Genomic DNA, 19,541 nt, shown 5'->3' on the forward strand with positions numbered 1-19,541 from the left:
GACGTGTTGCCGGCAGACCCCGTTCACAGTGCATGTTTCAGCTCCCGGTGGCGGATTCCTCGTCACCGGTGCCGAGCTCTTCGGACAGCGAGCGCCACGCGGTCTCGGCCGCCTTCTGCTCGGCTTCCTTCTTCGTGGTACCGGAACCCTCGCCCAGCGGACGGCCGCCGACGTACACCGTGGCGGTGAACTCCTTGCGGTGGTCCGGCCCGGTGTCCTCGACGCGGTACTCGGGCACACCGAGTCCCGCGGCGGCGGTGAGTTCCTGCAGGCTGGTCTTCCAGTCGAGACCGGCGCCCCGCAGCGGCGCCTCGGCCAGCAGCCCGTCGAACAGGTGATGCACGAGCTTGCGCGCGATCTCGATGCCGTGCGCGAGGTAGACAGCACCGATCACGGCCTCGAGACCGTCGGCGAGGATGCTCGCCTTGTCCCGGCCACCGGTGAGCTCCTCGCCCTTGCCCAGCAACAGGTGCGCACCGAGCCCACCCTCGCCGAGCCCACGCGAGACCCCGGCCAGCGCGTGCATGTTGACCACACTGGCACGCAGTTTCGCGAGCTGTCCCTCGGGCAGATCGGGGTGCGTGGTGTACAGGTGGTCGGTCACGACCAGGCCGAGCACCGCGTCTCCGAGGAACTCCAGCCGCTCGTTCGGCGGCAGCCCACCGTTCTCGTACGCGTACGAGCGGTGGGTCAGCGACAGCCGGAGAAGCTCGGGGTCCAGAGAGACCCCGAGCGCCTCGAGCAAGGGTGCGGGATCCTGCGCCGGTCCTCCGACGGGCTTACCCCCCATGGCGGCCTGCCCGTCAGGCGGGCTCGACGACCTGGCGGCCGTTGTGCTGGCCGCACGCCGGGCACGCGATGTGCTGGAGCTTCGGCTGCCGGCAGGCGCGGTTGGAGCAGGGCACCAGCTGAACCGGAGCCGCCTTCCACTGGCTGCGGCGGGAGCGCGTGTTGGATCGCGACATCTTCCGCTTCGGGACGGCCACGAGTAGATCTCCTTCAAACGGTCTGCTCGCGCTGGCGAGCGAACTTTCTTCTCCCGGATCGAGCTGGACGCTCGTCAGGCTTGCTCTCCGGAGCCGTGCGCAGGCTTTTCGCCCGCGTTCCCGTCGATGCGATCGACGAGCGCGGCCCACCGAGGGTCTATCTTCTCATGCCCGTGTGCGGGCTCGAGATCGGCCCACTTGACGCCGCATTCCGAGCACAGCCCGGCGCAGTCCTCGCGGCACAGCGGGGCCAGCGGCAGCGCGAGCACCACCGCGTCACGCACCGGCGGTTCGAGGTCGATCCGGTCGTCGACCAGCCGGGGGATCTCGTCCTCCTCGGTGGTCTCCTCGGTCGCCGAACCGGGATAGGCGAACAGCTCGGTGAGCTCCACCTCGACGTCTTCGGTCACCGGGTCGAGGCAACGGGAGCACTCACCGGACGCGCTGACCCGCGCGGTGCCGCTGACCAGCACTCCCTCGACGACGGATTCGAACAGCAGGTCGAGCTCGACCGGCGTGCCCGCGGCGATCTCGAGCACGCCGGGGACACCCAGCGCGGTCTCGAACGAAGCGGAGCGGCGGACGTCACGGCTGAGCCCCGCGTGCCGGCCGAGCTCACGGGTGTCGAACACCCACGGGCTGCGGTCGTCGAGCTGCGCGGGGCGGGAGTCGCGGGCAGGGTTCTCGGACATCGTCCACCAGGGTACCCACCCCCTGCACCCTCGTCAGTGGCTACGCCGGTTCTCCCCGGCGTAGCCACTCAGAGGGGCGTCAGACCTGGTAGTCGTACAGCGTGGGGCGGCCGTTGCCGCTGTGGTTCGCGGGCGCCCGCAGGTGGTTGCGGCCGGAGTCGACGGTGCGCAGCGTGGTCGCCAGCAGCTCGGAGAACTCGGCCAGCTTGCCGTCCACGTAGGCGTCGCAGTCGCTGCGCTGACGGTCGGCCTCGGCGTGCGCCTCGTCCACGATGCGCGCGGACTCGGCGTGCGCGGCCTGCACGACCTCGGTCTGCGAAACGAGCCGGGCCTGTTCGGCGCGGGCGTCCTCGATCGCCCGGTCGTAGGCGTCGCGGCCGGCCTGGACCATCCGCTCGGACTCGGCACGCGAGCGTTCGGTGAGATTCTGGTACTCCGTCTGTCCGGCGGCGACCATGCGCTCCGCCTCGTTGTGCGCGTCGGCGAGCATCTGCTCGGCGCGGGCACGGGCGTCGGACAGGATCCGCTCGGCCTCCGAAGTGGCGTCCGAGACGGTGCGCTCGGCCTCTTCGTTGGCACCGGAGACGGTCTCGCCTGCCTCCTTGCGCGCGGTGTGCAGCAGGTCGTCGCGTTTGTCGAGCACGTCCTGCGCGTCGTCGACCTCGCCGGGGAACGCGTCGCGCACGTCGTCGAGCAGCTCGAGAACATCGCCACGGGGCACGACGCAGCTGGATGTCATGGGCACCCCGCGGGCCTCTTCGACGATCGTGACGAGCTCGTCGAGCGCCTCGAAAACCCGGTACACGGCCACTCCCTCAAGCAGTAATCCCCGTTCGCTGTGGTCCAGTCTGCCCGCTTCGCAGCCCGAACCGGTGCACGCGCACTCGATCGGGCGTGTCCTCTTCCGGCGCGCCCGGAAAGCCGTGAAGGCATCCCTGGGTTTTGGTTGTCAAGCGGCGGTGTGTTTGTGTGTGGTGTGGTGGGGCCAGGCGGTTGTCTCGTTGTAGTGGGTGTGGGTTTTGAGGCATCCGTGGAGGATGCCGACGAGCCGGTTGGCGAGTTGGCGTAGCGCGGCTTGGCGGCTGGTGCCGCGGGCTCGTTGCGTGTCGTAGTAGGCGCGTGCTCCGGGTGAGGCTCGTAGTGCTGATTGCGCTTGCCGGGTCAGGGCGTCGAGGAGGCGGTTGTTGTGCACGAACCGGGCCCGGACGGTGGTTCTGCGGCCTGAAGCGATGGTCAGGGGGCTGGTTCCGGCGTAGTTTTTGCGGGCTTTCGCGCTGGCGAAGCGGGCGGGGTCGTCTCCGAATTCGGCGAGCACCCTGGCGCCGAGGATCTGCCCGAGTCCGGGAAGGGACACGTAGACCTCGGCGTCAGGGTGCCGGCCAAAACAGGCTTTCACCTCGGTTTCCAGGGTGTCGATCTCGCCGGTCAGGGTGGTGATCACGGCGATCAGCGACCGGGTGACCGCTGCCTGGGCCGCGGTCAGGGCTGGGCCGCGGCCCAGTGCCGGGGCGCGCAGCGCGGTCTGGATGGCGGTGGTTTTCTCCTCGACGTCGCGCCGGCGGGCGCGTCTGAACGCGGCGGCGATCTGTGTCCGGGACAACCGGGCGGCGCGGTCGGGATCGGGGGCTTTCGCGAGCAGTTCCAGCGCTTCGGGCCCGGCCGGGTCCCCGAACGCCTCCAGCGCGGCGGGAAAATAGTCCCGCAGTGTGGCCCGCAGCCGCAGCACATGCCGTGTCCTGTCCCAGATCAGCGCCTGATGCGCCCGGGTCAGCCCCTGCACCCCGTCGGTGAGGTCGCTGCCTCTGGCCACGGGGTCAGCTGGTGCGCGTCGGTGCGGACCAGGTCGGCCAGCACGTGCGCGTCCCCGGCGTCGCTCTTCGCGCCCGACACACCCAACCGGTCCCGGGACCGGGCCGATTGCCGCGGGTTGACCGCGAACACCCGATACCCAGCCGCGACCAGCGCCGCCACCCACGGGCCGTGGTCGGTCTCGATCCCGATCAGCACCTGGGCGGGCTCGGCGTCCTCGCCCAGCAACCGCGCGAGCAGTCCGTGCAGCCGGGCGATGCCCTCGACCCCTTCCGGCAACCGGGCCTTGCCCAGCCGCCGCCCGGCCTGGTCCTGAACCTCCACATCATGATGATCCGACGCCCAGTCGTCACCCACGAACACCACCACGCCACACACGCTCCCGTCCGCTCACAGGGCCAGTCCGGCAGCCACGCGGAAGAAGATCAACGGCCTAATGGTCGAGTGCTCACACCACACGGGCGGGCACGACATCCCTTCAGTGATCAACTTCTTCCGCCACCGGCAGGGGCACGGTCTTCACGAAGGACTCACACGATCCGGGCCACACAAGTGCTCACCCACCAGCAACCACCACATCCAAGCCTGCCAAACCAGACCCGAACACAACCCATTAGGCCACTTCCGGGGAATCGATTCCCCGGAAGTGGCCTTCACGGGCCGCAGGTCAGGCGTCGAGGTCGATCTGCTGGAAGGTGGCGTAGTCGTCCGGCGTGTAGGCGAGTTCGCCGCCCTCACCGGAGATCACGCGGTCCTCGGAGCCGACCGGGTACAGCGTGTAGTAGCCGGCATCGCAGGACGGCAGGATGCCCTCCCGGTTCTCGTAGGTCTTGCCGTCGGTCGCGGAACCCGCACGCACGCCGTCGACGACCTTCTTGGCCTCGGCCGACAGCGTGGAGTAGCCGGCGGTGTCCAGCTTCGACAGGTCGCCGCACTGGGTGGTGTCGCCGCCGCCACCGTCGATGTCGATCACCTGGAACGACTCGTAGTGGTCGCCGGTGTAGAAGTACTCGCCGCCCTCACCGGTCACGATCCGGCGGGTGCCGCGGTCGCTCGAGCCCGGCGTGGGCACGGTGTACTCGTGGTAGTAGCCGGAGTCGCAGGACGGCAGGATGCCTTCCCGGTTGTCGAAGACGACGCCGTCGTTCTTCGGGTACGGGAACGGGCCGCCCTTCAGGATGAGCTGGTAGGTGTCGGTGGCCTCGGCGGGCAGCGAGGACAGCGCCGCGTGCTCGAACCCGGCGAGGTCACCACAGGAGTTCTGCCGCGGGGAGACCTGCGTCGACGAGGCGGGCGACGTGGGCGCGGTCGCGGCCTCCGCGGCCGAACCGAACCCCAGAAACCCGACCAGCAGCGCGAGCAGGACACCCGCTATACGGGAGCGATGGTTGGTCATTTTCGGACCGTAGCCCGATCTGGTGGTCACGAGGATGCCCTGAGGTGAACACTCCCCGGTCCGGGCCGAAATCCCGACGAAGGTAGGAATCCGTTCAGGCTAACCGGCCCGCGCGGGCTTGCCGGAGCCACGCGAAACCGGGTGGACCCGGCGGCTCAGTCCTTCTTCGCAAAAGCCGCGACCAGCCGCTCATACACCACCGGCGGCACCAGGCCCTCCATGTCGCCGCCGAACGCCGCGACCTCCTTGACCAGCGAGCTGGACACGAAGCCGTACGCCGGGTTGTTGGCCATCAGCAGGGTTTCCAGGCCGGTCAGTTCCCGGTTCATCTGGGCCATCTGCAGTTCGTAGTCGAAATCGCTGACCGACCGCAGGCCCTTGGCGACCGCCGCGATGTCGTTGTCGCGGCAATAGTCCACCAGCAGGCCCTGCCACGAGTCGACCCGCACGTTGGGCAGCTTCGCGGTGATCTCGCGCAGCATCTCCATGCGTTCCTCGACGCTGAAGAGGCCCTTCTTGCTCTTGTTCACCCCCACCGCGACCACGACTTCGTCGAAGAGGAGCGAGGCCCGCTCGATGATGTCGAGGTGCCCGTTGGTGGCCGGATCGTAGGAACCGGGACAGACCGCGCGACGCATGCGCGGACGCTACCAAGCCACGCCGCTCAGCGTGCACTTCGTGACGACTGCGTCACACCGTCGGTGAACGGTGGTACTCGGCCCAATACAGCGCCGTGTCGCCGTACCGCTTGTCGCGGGAGGGCACGAACGCCTCGGGCCACGCAGGCGCTCCGTCGCGCGCCGCTCGTTCGACCACTACCAACCCGCCGTCGGCCAGCCAGCCGCCAGTGTCGACCGCGGTCAGCACCGCGCCGAGCGCGGACGCGTCCACTGCGTACGGCGGATCCGCGAGGAGCAGGTCGAACTGCACTGTCGCCGGTCCGGCGACCACTGTCTCCACCTGGCCGGCCCGCACCGTGCCGCCGAGCCGCAGGTCCGCGACGTTGCCGCGCAGCACCTCCACGGCCCGCCGGTCGGCCTCGACGAACCACGCGTCCGCAGCGCCGCGCGAAAGGGCTTCGAGACCGAGCGCGCCGGATCCGGCATACAGGTCGAGCACGCGTGCACCGTCGAGCTCACCGGCCACTTCGAGGGCGTTGAAAAGCGCTTCCCGCACTCGCTCGGACGTCGGGCGGGTGCCCTTCGGCGGCACCTTCAGCCGCCGGCCGCCCGCCGTGCCCGCCACGATCCTCGTCACCCCGTCATCTTCGCCGAGCCCGCCGGCGCGCGTTTCGGCAGGACTTGGTGAATCTCGCGCACGCGCGGGCGCGTAGAGTCGTCGTTCGCCCTGCAGAGGCGACCGAGCTGTTGAGGAGCGTTGCGTGTCGGAACCCCGGGTGAGGCGGGCGGAGATCGCCGTCGAGCAGGCGCACGTCGACCGGGTCTACACGCGGCTGGCGGAGCTGCGTGCCCAGGCCGAGGCGATGCGGGCGAAGGGCTACGAACTCGGCCAGGGCGCCCAGCGCGAGGCGATCTTCGAGCAGGCCTCCATGCTCTTCGAGCGCGACATGATGGTCTACCACGCCAACCAGACCCTGCAGACGCTCGATGCGGAGTACGAGGGCCTGGTGTTCGGCCGGCTCGACCATCGTGACCGCGAGCGGATCTACGTGGGCCGGCTCGGGATCCGCGACACCGAGTTCGACAACCTCGTCACCGACTGGCGCGCCCCGGCGGCTGCCGCGTTCTACCAGGCCACCGCCGAGGAGCCGATGGACGTGGTGCGCCGCCGCGTGATCCGCTGCTCCGGGCAGAACGTGCTCGACGTGGACGACGACGTGCTGATCGCCGACGCCGTGCCCGAAGACATGCAGATCGTCGGCGAAGGCGCGCTGATGGCCGCGCTCGGTCGTGCGCGCGGCGAGAAGATGCGCGACATCGTCGCCACGATCCAGAAAGAGCAGGACGAGGTCATCCGCGCACCGTGGCGGGGGGTCACGGAGATCACCGGTGGCCCGGGCACCGGCAAGACCGCGGTCGCCCTGCACCGTGCCGCGTACCTGCTCTACAGGTATCGCCGTCAGCTCGGCGGTGCGGGAGTGCTCGTGATCGGGCCGTCGGGCGTCTTCACCAGCTATATCTCGCGCGTGCTGCCGTCGATGGGCGAGACGAACGTCGAGCTGCGCGCGCTCGGCGAAGTACTCGACGGGCTCGAAGCGACCCGGCAGGACACCTCCGCGCTCGCGGCGGTCAAGGGCTCACTGCGGATGCGGAAGGTGTTGCTGCGCGCGTTGCGGGACACGCCGCCCGAGGCGCCTGACGAGCTGCGCATCGTCTACCGCGGCGAGGTCCTGAAGCTCGCCGGGCGGGAGCTGGAGAAGGTGCGGCGCAAGGCGCACACCCAGGGCGCGCCGCCGAACCGTTCCCGCGTACGGGTCGCGGAGCTGCTGCTCGCCGCGCTCGCGGACAAGGCGGAGGAGTACGCGAAGGCGGACGGGAAGGAGATCGACCGCGCGGAGTTGATCACCGACCTCGGCGAGCGGATCGACTTCCACCGCTTCCTGGTCGTGTGGTGGCCGGTGCTGTACCCGGCGCAGGTGCTCAAGTGGCTGGGCGAGGAGAAGCGGCTCGCCGCGGCCGCGAAGGGCGTGCTGAGCCGGGCCGAGATCAGCCTGCTGGCGGCCGATTTCGCGGACCGGGCGCGGGGGTGGTCGGTGGCCGACGTGGCGCTGCTCGACGAGCTGCGCGTCCTGGTCGGGCCGGAGCCGAAGCGCCGTCGCAGGCAGACCGTGGTCGAGGTCGAGCCGGACCGCACCGGCGGCGGTACCCCGCACCGTCCGGAGCACTACGACGAGTACTCGCACGTCGTGGTCGACGAATCGCAGGACCTGTCGCCGATGCAGTGGCGCATGGTCGGACGCCGCGGCAAGTACGCGAGCTGGACCGTGGTGGGCGATCCGGTGCAGAGCTCGTGGCCGGATCCCGGCGAGGCGGCGCAGGCACGGGACCAGGCGTTCGGGACGAAGACCGCCCGTCGCCGGTACACGCTGCGCACGAACTACCGGAATTCGGCGGAGATCTTCGAGCTTGCGGCGAAGGTGGTGACCGGGCACGCGCAGGCCGAAGAGCTGCCCGCGGCGGTGCGCACCACGGGGATCGCCCCCGAGGTCCGGCCGGTCGACGCCGCGGCGCTGGCGACGGCCACGCAGGCCGCGGTCAAGGAGCTGCTCGGCGCGGTGGAAGGCACCGTGGGCGTGATCACCGCGATGGACCGCGTCGGCGAGGTCAGCGGCTGGCTGAGCGGTCAGGCCGACGAGCGTCTGAAAGTCGTGGGCAGCCTCGACTCGAAGGGCCTGGAGTACGACGCGGTGGTGCTGGTGGAGCCGATGGAGCTGGTCACCGAGTCCTCGACCGGGCGCCGGGTGCTGTACGTGGCGCTCACCCGCGCCACCCAGCATCTGATCGTGCTCGCCTCGGACCCGGACTGGCTACCAGCGTCCTGACGGCTTCGCCACTCAGCGGCGAGGCCCGGGCAAGCCACCCTCGTCGTCGCGCACTAGAGCCCCACGACCTGCTCTTGCTCACCACGTCACCGCGCGCAACAGCCCCACAACCTGGCCGTGCCCACTCCGGCCCCAGCCTGACCACCAAACCCCGGCACCATCCTGCAGCCTCGCCACTCGGCGGCAAGGACCGGAAACCCACCACCTCATCACCCACTACAGCCCCGCACCCTGCTCGTGCTCACCCCGGCCCGGAACTGGCCACCAGCGTCCTGACGCCTTCGTCACGGCTTCACCACTCAGCGACGAAGATCTGAGAAGCCACCACCTCGTCGCGCGCTGCAGCCCCACCACTCGACCGTGCTCATTCCGGCTCCAGCCTGGCCGCCAGAGTCCTGACGCCATCATGCGGCTTCGCCACTCAACGGCAACGACCCGGAAACCCACCACGTCACCGCGCGCCGCAACCCCGCAACTTGCTCATGCCCACCCCGGCCCGGGCTGGCCACCAGCACCCCGACACCATCCTGCAGCCTCGCCACTCAACGGCAAGTACCCGAGGAACCACCACGTCCTCACCCGCTGCAACCCCGCAAACTGCTCATGCCCACCCCGGCTCCAGCTTGGCCGCCACGCCTCTGACGCCATCGAGAGGCAACGTCACCCACGCACGAGCGAGATCCCGGGAAGGGAACCGGCCCATCGTGCGTTGCACCCGGATGTGACTTCGCTGCCTGACGTGCCCCTGTCCGTGCTCGATCTCTCCCCCGTCTCGGACGGGGCCGGGGTCGGCGACGCACTGCGCAACACGATCGACCTCGCCCGGCACGCCGAACGGCTCGGCTACCAGCGCTACTGGCTCGCCGAGCACCACAACATGCCGGGCATCGCCAGCTCGGCCACGGTGGTGCTGATCGGGCACGTGGCCGATGCCACCGAAACCATCCGGGTCGGCTCGGGCGGCATCATGCTGCCCAACCACGCGCCGCTGGTGGTGGCCGAGCAGTTCGGCACGCTGGAGGCGTTCCACCCCGGCCGGATCGACCTGGGGCTCGGCCGTGCCCCGGGCACCGACCAGCGCACCGCGCTCGCGCTGCGCGGCCCGGGCGGGCTGTCCGCGGAGAACTTCCCCGAGCAGCTGATGGAGCTCGTCGACTACTTCGACCACGACCCGGCGCGTGGTGTCAACGCGGTGCCCGCGGAGGGGAACAAGCCCGCGGTGTGGCTGCTCGGCTCGTCCGGCTTCAGCGCGCAGCTCGCCGGACGGCTCGGTCTGCCGTTCTCGTTCGCGCACCACTTCGCGGCCGAGAACACCTTGCCGGCCGTGCGGCTGTACCGGGAGAACTTCCGCCCGTCGGAAGTGCTTTCGGAGCCACACGTGATGCTCGGCGTCTCCGTGGTGGCCGCCGACACCGACGAACGCGCGGAATTCCTGGCCGGCCCGAGCGGCCTGACGTTCCTCAGCCTGCGCCGTGGCCGGCCGATCGCCCTGCCGACGCCGGAGGAAGCCGCGGAGTACCCGTACACGGAGACGGACCGGGCGTTTCTCGCGCAACGCTTCGGGTCGGGCATCATCGGCTCGCCGGAGACCGTCCGGAAGGGGCTGGAGCAGCTGCTCGCCGACACGGACGCGGACGAGCTGATGGTCACCACCATGGTCCACGGGCACTCCGACCGCGTGCGCTCGTACGAGATCGTCGCGGATCTCACGAACTGATGCCCGTCTTCACCTGGCGCGGCCAGGACGTGCGGTGGTCCCGCCAGGGGGCGGGGCCGCCGCTCGTGTTCTGTCACGGCACACCGTGGTCGTCGAAGCTGTGGGAGCCGATCGCCCGCACCTTCGCGCGGGACCACACGGTGTACCTGTGGGACATGCCGGGCTACGGCGAGTCCACGATGGCCGAGGGGCAGGACGTTTCGCTGGCCGCGCAGGGCGAGACGTTCGCCGCGCTGCTGGAGCACTGCGGCCTGACCGAGCCCGACGTCGTAGCACACGACTACGGCGGCGCAGTCAGCCTGCGCGCCAACCTGCTGCACGGCGCGCGCTACCGTTCGCTGGTCCTCGTGGACGTCGTCGCGCTCGCACCGTGGGGGTCGGAGTTCTTCCGCCTCGTCGCCGACAACGCGGCGGTGTTCGCCCAGCTACCGCCGACGTTGCACGAAGCGCTGGTACGCGAGTACATCGCGGGCGCCGCACACCGCCCCCTCCCGGAGGAGGCGCACGACCTGCTCACCCGCCCCTGGCTGGGCGAGACCGGACAGGCCGCGTTCTACCGGCAGATCGCCCAGGCGGACCAGCGCTACACCGACGAGATCGAACCACACTACGGCGACATCACGTTTCCAACGCTGGTGGTCTGGGGCACCGAGGACACCTGGATCCCGGCCGACCGCGCACACCGCCTCGCCGAACTGATCCCGGACGCCGGACTGGAACTCGTCGACGCCGCCGGCCACCTGATCCAGCTCGACGCGCCGGCCGCCCTCACCGCCGTACTGCACCGCTGGCTCGCCCGCTGACCTGCTGCGGCCAGCTGAGTTCCTTCAGCCCGGAGCGCCCTCCGACGGTTCGCTGCGGACTGAAGCGCCTGTCCACTGAACTCCTACCGCCGGAGATTCCCTCGACTGAGTCACTGCTGGCTGGAGTGCCCGTCGGCGGTTTGCTGCGAACTGAAGTACGCGTCCCGTGAACCCCTACAGCCGGAGCGCCCTCGGCTAAACCCCTGCAGCCGGGATGCCCGTCGGGCTGGCTTGCTGGGAGCTGGCGCGCCGTCCGCTGCCCCCAGCCGAAGATCCGTCGGATGAGTCCCTACTGGCCGGCATTACTCAGCTACGGAGCAGCTGCTGCGCGACGTACCGATGCACGGGATGTCTGCGTCCGAAGTACCCGCTCGTTGGATCTGCACCGCCCACAGCAGTCGCCCGTGGAATCCCTCACCGCTGTCGATGCCGGCGTGCTCGGTACGGGATTTCACAATCACGATCCAGGAGTGGCGTCCCAGGCAGTACCCAGCCAACTGACCCATCCACCACACCAGCTGCCAAGACTCAGTCGACTATGCAGCCCCACATGTGCGAAACCTCGCCCGCCACAGCACCGCAAGACCCCGCCGACCTCGCACGGCCCCGCCCACCGCAAGACCCCGCCCACCGCACGGCCCCGCGAGCTTCGCTCAGCACGCGGTCCAGTGACGTAGAGCCTGCCGCTGCCCACCCGGCCGCAGCCGGGCGCACTGTCGTGTCCCCTTCAGCCGTTGCCGTTCATCGGCGACAACCGGTCGCCGATCGGTGGCCACTGCATGGCAAGGTCACCAGTCGTCTTGTAGCATGTGCTTGATACAAGGATGAGGAGTTCACCATGTCCCTCGAGAACACACTGGCCGTTGCGATCTTTGCCGGCTTGTTCGGCCTCGCCATCCTCATCGTGTTGTGGCCCGGCGATCGGCAAGGTGCCCGGCTGCTCACCAAGTGGGGCCTGCCCGAGCCGAACCCGGACCAGGTGGCCGTCGCGGTGCGCTACCTGCGCCGCCGCCGCTTCTGGTATCCGTGGCTGTTCATCGGGCTTCCTCTCATCCCGCAGCCGAAGTCGTTTCCGACGGCCGACGGCATCGGCTTGTTCGTGATCGTGGTGCTCCTCGGCGGGCTCATTGCCGAAGCAGTCGCGCAGCGTCCATCGCGGCAACCGCGGAGAGAAGCTGTGCTCACCACTCGCCGGGTACTCGATTTCGCCCCGCTGTGGGCGATCGTCGTCGCCGGCTTGGCCGAGCTCGCCGCTGTGGTCCATCTCGCCGTTTCGGGGCAATGGCCGTTGCTCGGCCTGGTCCTCGTCGTGGCGGCCGCGGCGTGGGTCATCGTGCTCCTCGCGGTGCGCCGGCCCTCCACCGGCGACGGCCAAGTCGACATGGCGCTGCGAACCCGCAGCGCGCGGGTCGCGCTCGGCCTCGCAACCGGGACCGCCGCGATGGTCGGCTGGACCAACGGGAACTCGTTCCCGACGTTCTTGGCGTTCGTGGTGACGCTCGCCGCGTTCTCCGCGATAGCGGGCCCGCCACCGCGGAAGTCGAAGAAGAATCGAGCCACCGCCGCGACGGCACGGTAGATGACGGCCCACTAGATGCCGCTACGAGTGATCGTCGACGCCGAGAGCGGCGTTCCGCCGTGGCGCCAGGTACACGACCAGATCATCCGCGCCATCACGACCGGAGCGCTCCCCCGCGACGCGCGACTGCCGCCGATCCGGCAACTTTCCCGCGACCTCGGGCTGGCGTCCGGCACCGTGGCCCGGGTCTACCGCGAACTCGAGACCGCTGGCTGGGTGACAACCGCGCGGGCACGCGGAACCATCGTCACCGGACCGGCCAAACGGCCGGAGCCCGCCACGCTACTGCGTGACGCCGCCACCGAGTACGCACTTCGCGCCCGCGAACTCGGCGTCGAGCAGGCAACGGCTGTCGACGCCGTCCGATTGGCGCTGGAAAACGCCAGCGCGGACACGCCGCGGCACTGAGGCCGGTGCTCTCCGTGAAAGCGGGGGAACCTCAGACACTCGCCCCCCAGCAACCGTGTGTCGTAACTGGACACCGGATGGCCGACCGCTCGCGCGATCCGCTCCCCCGAGAAGCTGCTGGAGACAGAAAACCCTCGCATGGCGGTGCGCACGGCTGAAACCCGCGAAGCGACTGCACTCGACTGATCCACTGCGCGGCAACCGCAGCCGGACGAATGACCGCGCAGCAACCACAGCCAGCTGATTCCCGCACAGCGACCGCAGGCGGCCAAGCCACACGAAGCCATGCGGACGACCAAACTGCCGCAAGACGCCGTAGCCAGCCAGGCCCCGACGAAGCAGCGCAGAAGAACTCAGCTGCCACGACGCGGCCAAATCCAGCGAAACAGCGCACACAGCCAAGCTCAGCAGCCACGACGGCGTCCAAACCTGGCGAAGCAGCGCCCAGTCAAGCCCAGTAGCCACCACGCACGGACGAACCCGCACAGCGGCGCGCGTGTGACTAAGACTCTGGGCAGACCCTAAGTCCCGCAAAGCCACCACACGCGGCTGAACCGCAAAGCGGCGCGCGGCTAAGCCCAACGAAGCCGTCCACACGGACAAGCCCGCGAAGCAACACAGCCGACGAGCTCCCGCAAGGCGAGCGCCCACGTCTCAGCTCCCCCGGAGCAGCTACGAGCAGCCGGCCCCGGGGTAGGCAATGTCGACAAGGTAGCTCTGGTCAAGCAGCTCGCGCAGCGGTAACCCCAGCATCGGGCTTTCCGGCAGCCGTTTGCCGGCAATCAGCGTCACTCCCGAGTACGCGACCCACAATGATCAAAGTTGCTCACACAGCTGTGGCAATCCGATCAGCTTCAGGTGCGCTCCCGGAAAGCTGATGTCAAGAGCGACCGGAGCAGCTTCCCGTCGCCCATCCGGCCGGCGCGGTTTTCGCCGTTCTGCGAACCATCTCCCACACGGTTGCGGGCACACCTCCTTCTGCCCGTGCGGTCCCGCGGTTCACTCACCGGACGAGACTGGAAAGACCGGCCTCGGCGCGAACACGTGACTGAATTAGCTTCTCGTCAGCACCCTCCCCACTGCGGCCACGATCGGTTCCAAAACGCCAATCTCCGTGCCCACGCACTCCGTGATACCTGCGCCGACGACGTCCATTCCGGACAGTTCGTCGACTGCCGCGACCAGTTCTCCGATCGAGCGACCACCCGGCTCCGGGCAGTTCACCCCGCCGAATTCTTCGGGATCGAGGACGTCCAAGTCCAGGTGCAGATAGACCTGGTCCACGCCGGCCGCGCGCAACGAGCCGGTGACGTCTTCGGTTCGCACCGCGAGCCCATCGGTGATGGCGCGCTGCTCCTCAGGATCCAAGTGGCGAGTACCGAAAAGCGCCGCCTGGCCCCGTTCAACCGCCGGCTCTGCGGAGAACTCCTTGTCCCCCTCTCCGAGTAACGAGCGCAGAACCATGCCGTGGAAGGCGCCCGAGGGCGACGAGCCCGCAGTGTTGAGATCCGCGTGCGCATCGAACCATGCGACGCCGAGGCCGGATCCGTAGCGGAAACGGGCAACGCTGACCGGAAGCAGCTCCACGCCGCAGTCGCCGCCGATGGTGAGCACCGGACCTTCCGGTGCTTCCAGGGCAGTCAGATGTGCCTGCCGGTTCGGGCCGGTGAGCATCGTCCGGTTGGCGATACCGGCCACGACGCCGGACGCCGCGGTGTCCTGGCGGACGTGGTGCACCGGCAGGCCGAGCACGTGCCCGGCCAGTTCGGAAAGCGCAAGGCAGCCCTCGACCAGCCCCCGAGCCCGGGGACCGATCGCGCCCTGCCACTGCGGCACCGCGTTGATCAGCATGAGATCGACGCTAGCGCGATCACCGCCGCCATGGCGAGTCCAGCTTGTAGCGATGGGCCCTTTCGCACCGACGTCGGTGCGAAAGGGCCCATCGCTACAAACAAAACTGGCGCGGCGGACCGCTACTCGAGCACGATGAGGAGGTCTCCACCCTCGACCTGCTGAACGGAGGTGATCGCCAACCGCCCGACCTTGCCTGCCGCCGAAGCGGTGATCGACGCTTCCATCTTCATGGCCTCGATCGTTGCCACGGTCGCTCCGGCCTCCACCTGGTCGCCTTCGGCCACCTGCAGCGTCACCACGCCGGCGAACGGCGCGGCGATCTGCTTCGGGTTGCCCTTGTCGGCCTTCTCGGTGACCGGAATGTCCGAGGCGATGGAGCGGTCACGGATCTGGATCGGCCGGAGCTGCCCGTTGAGGGTGGACATCACGGTACGCACGCCCCGCTCGTCGGCCTCGCCGATGGCTTCCAGCTCGATGAGGAGCCGGACGCCGGGTTCGAGATCGACGGAGTACTCCTCACCCGGGCGCAGACCGTAGAAGAAGTCCTTGCTGGGCAGCACGCTGGTATCGCCGTAGGCCTCACGATGGACAAGGAATTCCCTGGTGGGCCCCGGGAACAACAACCGGTTCAGCGTGCCGCGCCGATCATCGGTCAGTTCCTTGTGGTCCTCTTCGGACAGTTCCGTCACCGGCTTGGCCGCCGAACGGCCCTCGAGCGCCTTGGTGCGGAACGGTTCCGGCCAGCCACCAGGCGGGTCGCCCAGTTCGCCGTGCAGGAACCCGATCACCGAATCGGGGATGTCGAACCGGTTCGGCTCGGCCTCGAAATCGGCCGGGGTGACACCGGCGCCCACGAGGTGCAGGGCGAGGTCGCCGACCACTTTGGACGACGGCGTCACCTTCACGAGGTGGCCGAGGATCCGGTCGGCCGCAGCGTACATCGCCTCGATGTCCTCGAAGCGATCGCCGAGCCCGAGCGCGATGGCTTGCGTGCGCAGGTTCGACAACTGACCGCCCGGGATTTCGTGGTGGTACACGCGACCGGTCGGCGAAGCGAGGCCGGCCTCGAACGGTGCGTAGATCTTGCGGACGCTCTCCCAGTAGGGCTCGAGGTCGCCGATCGCCTGCAGGTCGAGGCCGGTACTACGAGCGGAGTGATCGGTGGCCGCGACGATCGAGCCGAGCGAAGGCTGGGACGTGGTGCCCGCCATGGACGAGACGGCGCCGTCCACCGCGTCCGCGCCGGCCTGGATCGCGGACAGGTAGGTGGCCAGCTGGCCACCCGCGGTGTCGTGCGTGTGAATGTGCACCGGCAGGTCGAACTCCTTGCGCAGCGCGGTCACGAGCCGAGCCGCCGCGGGCGCACGGAGCAGACCGGCCATGTCCTTGATCGCCAGGATGTGCGCGCCGGCGCCCACGATCTGCTCGGCCAGTTTGAGGTAGTAGTCGAGCGTGTAGAGCTTCTCGTTCGGATCAGAGAGATCGGAGGTGTAACAAAGAGCGACCTCGGCCACGGCGGTGCCGGTCTCGCGAACGGCTTCGATGGCCGGCCGCATCTGCTCGACGTCGTTGAGGGCGTCGAAGATGCGGAAGATGTCGATACCGGTCGCGGTCGCCTCCTCGACGAACGCAGTGGTGACTTCAGTCGGGTAAGGCGTGTAGCCGACTGTGTTGCGGCCCCGCAGCAGCATTTGGAGGCAGATGTTCGGTACGGCCTTGCGCAGCTGTTCGAGCCGTTCCCACGGGTCCTCGGCGAGGAAGCGCAGTGCGACGTCGTAGGTCGCGCCGCCCCAGCATTCGAGGGACAGCAGCTGCGGCACGGTCGCGGCGACCACCGGCGCCACGGCGAGCAGGTCTTTCGTGCGGACTCGTGTCGCGAGGAGCGACTGGTGCGCGTCGCGGAAGGTCGTGTCGGTGACGCCGAGCAACGGCGATTCGCGGAGCCAGCTCGCGAAACCTGCCGGGCCGAGTTCGGTCAGCTTCTGCTTGGAACCGTCCGGAGGAGCGAGCTCGGACAGCTTCGGCAGCTTCGTCGCGGCGTCGGGTGTGCGCGGACGTTCACCGTGCGGGCGGTTCACCGTCTGGTCGGCGAGGTAGGTGAGCAGCCGCGTGCCGCGGTCCGCGGAGTGGCGTGCGGTGAGCAAATGCGGCCGTTCCTCGATGAACGACGTGGTCACCCGGCCCTCGCGGAAATCCTGATCGTCGAGCACGGCTTGCAGGAACGGAATGTTCGTCGCCACGCCGCGGATACGGAATTCGGCCACTGCACGGCGAGCACGGCCCACCGCGGTGCGGAAGTCGCGACCGCGGCAGGTGAGTTTCACCAGCAGCGAGTCGAAGTGGGCGCTGATCTCGGTCCCGGAGAAGGCGGTGCCGCCGTCGAGCCGGATGCCGGAACCGCCGGGGGAACGATAGGCGCTGATCATGCCGATGTCCGGGCGGAAACCGTTCGCCGGGTCTTCGGTGGTGATGCGGCACTGCAGCGCGGCGCCGCGCAGGTAGATCTTGTCCTGCGAAAGGCCGAGGTCGTCGAGGGTTTCGCCGGAAGCGATGCGCAGCTGGGACTGCACGAGGTCGACGTCGGTGACCTCTTCGGTGACCGTGTGCTCGACCTGGATGCGCGGGTTCATCTCGATGAAGACGTGGTTGCCCTGCCGGTCGAGCAGGAACTCGACGGTGCCGGCGTTGCGGTAGCCGATCTGGCGGGCGAACCGCACGGCGTCGGCGCAGATGCGGTCCCGCAGGTCGGGGTCGAGGTTCGGCGCGGGCGCCAGCTCGACCACCTTCTGGTGTCGCCGCTGCACGGAACAGTCACGTTCGAAGAGGTGGATCACGTTGCCCTCGCCGTCGGCGAGGATCTGTACCTCGATGTGCCGCGGCTCGACCACAGCCTTCTCCAGGAACACCGTCGGGTCGCCGAAGGCGGACTCGGCCTCGCGCGCGGCCGCTTCGATGGACTCGCGCAGCTGGGCCGGGTCCTCGACCCGGCGCATACCACGCCCACCGCCGCCGGCGACGGCCTTGACGAACACCGGGAAACCGAGGTCGTCGGCCGCGGCCACCAGTTCGTCGACGTCACTCGACGGCTGCGAAGAGCCGAGTACCGGGACGCCGGCCTCCCGCGCGGCCTTCACCGCGCGTGCCTTGTTGCCCGTGAGTTCGAGGATGTCCGCGCTCGGGCCGACGAATGTGATCCCTGCCTCTTCGCAGGCCAGGGCGAGGTCGGGGTTCTCCGACAGGAAGCCGTAACCCGGGTAGACCGCGTCGGCACCCGCCTTCTGGGCGGCCTTGACGATCTCCTCGACCGAGAGATAGGCACGGACCGGATGGCCCGGTTCGCCGATCTCGTAGGCCTCGTCGGCCTTCAGCCGATGCAGCGAGTTGCGGTCTTCGTGCGGGAACACGGCGACCGTGCCCGCCCCCAGTTCGTAGCCTGCGCGGAACGCCCGGATGGCGATCTCCCCGCGGTTGGCCACCAGCACCTTGCGGAACATGCCCGGTCCTTCCGGTCGCGGATCGGTATCGAAGGCACGTTACCCGGTTGTTCCCGCTGTCCGGGAGTTGTAGTCCAAGTGATGGACATCATGCGCGCCGACCTGCGTGCATGATGCCGGGGGTCTTCGCGCCCACGCAACACTCAGCGACCTGGCGCGGGCAACGTGCACAGGAGCCGGTTCGCCGATCCGGAAGGCACGTTCTTGAGCACATTCGGCGTCGCGGCCTGCACCAATGCCGTTTCGACGCTGGATGGCGAATCGTCCGGGTGCCCGGCTCGGTAGACCGCCGCGGCTCCCGCCGCCACCGCCGCGGCCATCGAGGTGCCGGACAACGTACCGGCGTCCGGGGAGCCGGCGACCGGCGCGGGCACGTCGACGCCGGGCGCATACAGGTCGATCGGCGTCCCGAAGTTCGAGAAACTCGCGACCTGGTCCTGCACGTCGCTTGCCCCGACCGTGAGCGCGGAGGAGACACGTGCCGGCGAAATCTGGGCCGCGTCGGTGCTGCCCTCGCCGGCCGGGACCACGGTCGGCACCACGGCGGCCAGGTCACCGACGGCCTTGTCCAGCTGGTCGTTGGGCACGCCGCCGATCCCGAGCACCGCGACCGCAGGCTGGTGCGCGTTCTTCGCGACCCAGTCGAGGCCGGCGATGATGTTGTCGGTGGAACCGCCGCCGGCCTGGTCGAGTACCCGGACCGGGACGATCTGCGCCGCCTTGGCGACGCCGTAGCCGCGGCCGGCGACGATTCCGGCGACCCGGGTGCCGTGTCCGTTGGTGTCCGAGGTGTCCGTGCCGCCGCTGAGGAAATCCTTACCGGGCAGGACACGACCTTGCAGATCCGGGTGTTTGGCGTCGACGCCGCTGTCGATCACGTAGACGGTGACGTCCGCGGCATCGGAATCGTAGTGATACTTCTGGTCGAGGCCGGTGCGTTGGTCGATCCGGTCGAGCGCCCAGCTCGGCGGGTTGGCTTGAGCTCCTCCCGCCGCCTGAGCCGGCACCTGGAGTCCGGTGACCAGCAGAAACGTCATAATTGCCGAAAAAGGACCACGCGCCGCTCGGTTCCGCATGCCAGGGTCGTATCCCGGTCGCCGTCGAGCGGCAACTCGGGGTCACACGATGGGCTGGTCCCTCGGGAAAGGCTCTCGGTGGCCGCACAGTGGCGAGTGGGCATGGCGATCTTGGTACGACGGAGGTTGAGAACCGGACCTCGATCTCCTGGCCAAGGGTCGTGGTGATCGCTGCCAAGGGGCGCGGTGGTCGCCGCCAAGGGACGCGGTGGTCGCTGCCGAGGG

The 19,541-nt window shown here is 69.2% G+C and carries 15 protein-coding genes and 1 pseudogene; 5 read left to right on the plus strand and 11 right to left on the minus strand.

The window, feature by feature from the left end:
• Positions 1-37: 37 nt before the first annotated feature.
• The 8 genes and pseudogenes from rnc to rsmD form a co-directional block, all read right to left on the minus strand.
• Positions 38-790 carry a ribonuclease III gene (gene rnc, locus BJY18_RS14420; protein ID WP_184780470.1) on the minus strand — a complete coding sequence of 251 codons (753 nt, stop codon included), beginning with the start codon at positions 788-790 and terminating at the stop codon, positions 38-40.
• A 13-nt stretch (positions 791-803) separates the two neighbouring features.
• Positions 804-986 (minus strand): 50S ribosomal protein L32, encoded by a 183-nt coding sequence (gene rpmF / locus BJY18_RS14425; protein ID WP_020661787.1) that lies wholly within the window; start codon positions 984-986, stop codon positions 804-806.
• 74 nt (positions 987-1,060) lie between these two features.
• Positions 1,061-1,678, minus strand: a complete 618-nt coding sequence (locus tag BJY18_RS14430; RefSeq protein ID WP_184780471.1) for a YceD family protein — start codon at positions 1,676-1,678, stop codon at positions 1,061-1,063.
• Between the two features lie 79 nt (positions 1,679-1,757).
• The gene (locus BJY18_RS14435) at positions 1,758-2,483 is read right to left on the minus strand and encodes a DivIVA domain-containing protein (RefSeq protein ID WP_184780472.1); all 726 of its coding nucleotides are present in this window, start codon (positions 2,481-2,483) and stop codon (positions 1,758-1,760) included.
• 144 nt (positions 2,484-2,627) lie between these two features.
• A pseudogene (locus BJY18_RS14440) lies at positions 2,628-3,853 on the minus strand (IS110 family RNA-guided transposase).
• Positions 3,854-4,154: 301 nt separating this feature from the next.
• Complete coding sequence (locus BJY18_RS14445; RefSeq protein WP_184780473.1) at positions 4,155-4,883, minus strand: ribonuclease domain-containing protein; 729 nt, start codon at positions 4,881-4,883, stop codon at positions 4,155-4,157.
• A gap of 155 nt (positions 4,884-5,038) precedes the next feature.
• Positions 5,039-5,521 carry a pantetheine-phosphate adenylyltransferase gene (gene coaD, locus BJY18_RS14450; protein ID WP_184780474.1) on the minus strand — a complete coding sequence of 161 codons (483 nt, stop codon included), beginning with the start codon at positions 5,519-5,521 and terminating at the stop codon, positions 5,039-5,041.
• Positions 5,522-5,573: 52 nt separating this feature from the next.
• Complete coding sequence (rsmD, locus tag BJY18_RS14455) at positions 5,574-6,140, minus strand: 16S rRNA (guanine(966)-N(2))-methyltransferase RsmD (protein ID WP_184780475.1); 567 nt, start codon at positions 6,138-6,140, stop codon at positions 5,574-5,576.
• A gap of 124 nt (positions 6,141-6,264) precedes the next feature.
• Between rsmD and BJY18_RS14460 the strand changes: the two genes are divergently transcribed.
• The 5 genes from BJY18_RS14460 (at position 6,265) to BJY18_RS14480 (ending at position 12,892) form a co-directional block, all read left to right on the plus strand.
• The gene (locus tag BJY18_RS14460; protein WP_184780476.1) at positions 6,265-8,385 is read left to right on the plus strand and encodes a HelD family protein; all 2,121 of its coding nucleotides are present in this window, start codon (positions 6,265-6,267) and stop codon (positions 8,383-8,385) included.
• 739 nt (positions 8,386-9,124) lie between these two features.
• The gene (locus tag BJY18_RS14465; protein WP_184780477.1) at positions 9,125-10,102 is read left to right on the plus strand and encodes an LLM class flavin-dependent oxidoreductase; all 978 of its coding nucleotides are present in this window, start codon (positions 9,125-9,127) and stop codon (positions 10,100-10,102) included.
• Positions 10,102-10,905 (plus strand): alpha/beta fold hydrolase, encoded by an 804-nt coding sequence (locus tag BJY18_RS14470; protein WP_184780478.1) that lies wholly within the window; start codon positions 10,102-10,104, stop codon positions 10,903-10,905. The genes BJY18_RS14465 and BJY18_RS14470 overlap by 1 nt, the downstream gene beginning before the upstream one ends.
• Before the next feature lie 838 nt (positions 10,906-11,743).
• Entirely contained in the window at positions 11,744-12,484 is a 741-nt protein-coding gene (locus BJY18_RS14475; protein ID WP_184780479.1) for a hypothetical protein, read from the plus strand.
• Between the two features lie 15 nt (positions 12,485-12,499).
• Complete coding sequence (locus BJY18_RS14480) at positions 12,500-12,892, plus strand: GntR family transcriptional regulator (RefSeq protein WP_184780480.1); 393 nt, start codon at positions 12,500-12,502, stop codon at positions 12,890-12,892.
• Between the two features lie 1,053 nt (positions 12,893-13,945).
• On the opposite strand, the gene BJY18_RS14485 is transcribed toward BJY18_RS14480, so the two are convergent.
• From BJY18_RS14485 to BJY18_RS14495, 3 genes are all read right to left on the minus strand, one after another.
• On the minus strand, positions 13,946-14,743 hold the full coding sequence (locus tag BJY18_RS14485) for an arginase family protein (RefSeq protein ID WP_184780481.1): 798 nt from the start codon (positions 14,741-14,743) through the stop codon (positions 13,946-13,948).
• Positions 14,744-14,865: 122 nt separating this feature from the next.
• Complete coding sequence (locus BJY18_RS14490) at positions 14,866-18,240, minus strand: pyruvate carboxylase (protein ID WP_184780482.1); 3,375 nt, start codon at positions 18,238-18,240, stop codon at positions 14,866-14,868.
• A 143-nt stretch (positions 18,241-18,383) separates the two neighbouring features.
• On the minus strand, positions 18,384-19,316 hold the full coding sequence (locus BJY18_RS14495; protein WP_184780483.1) for a S8 family peptidase: 933 nt from the start codon (positions 19,314-19,316) through the stop codon (positions 18,384-18,386).
• Between the last annotated feature and the right edge of the window lie 225 nt (positions 19,317-19,541).

Source organism: Amycolatopsis jiangsuensis, assembly GCF_014204865.1.
Taxonomy (GTDB): Bacteria; Actinomycetota; Actinomycetes; order Mycobacteriales; family Pseudonocardiaceae; genus Amycolatopsis; species Amycolatopsis jiangsuensis.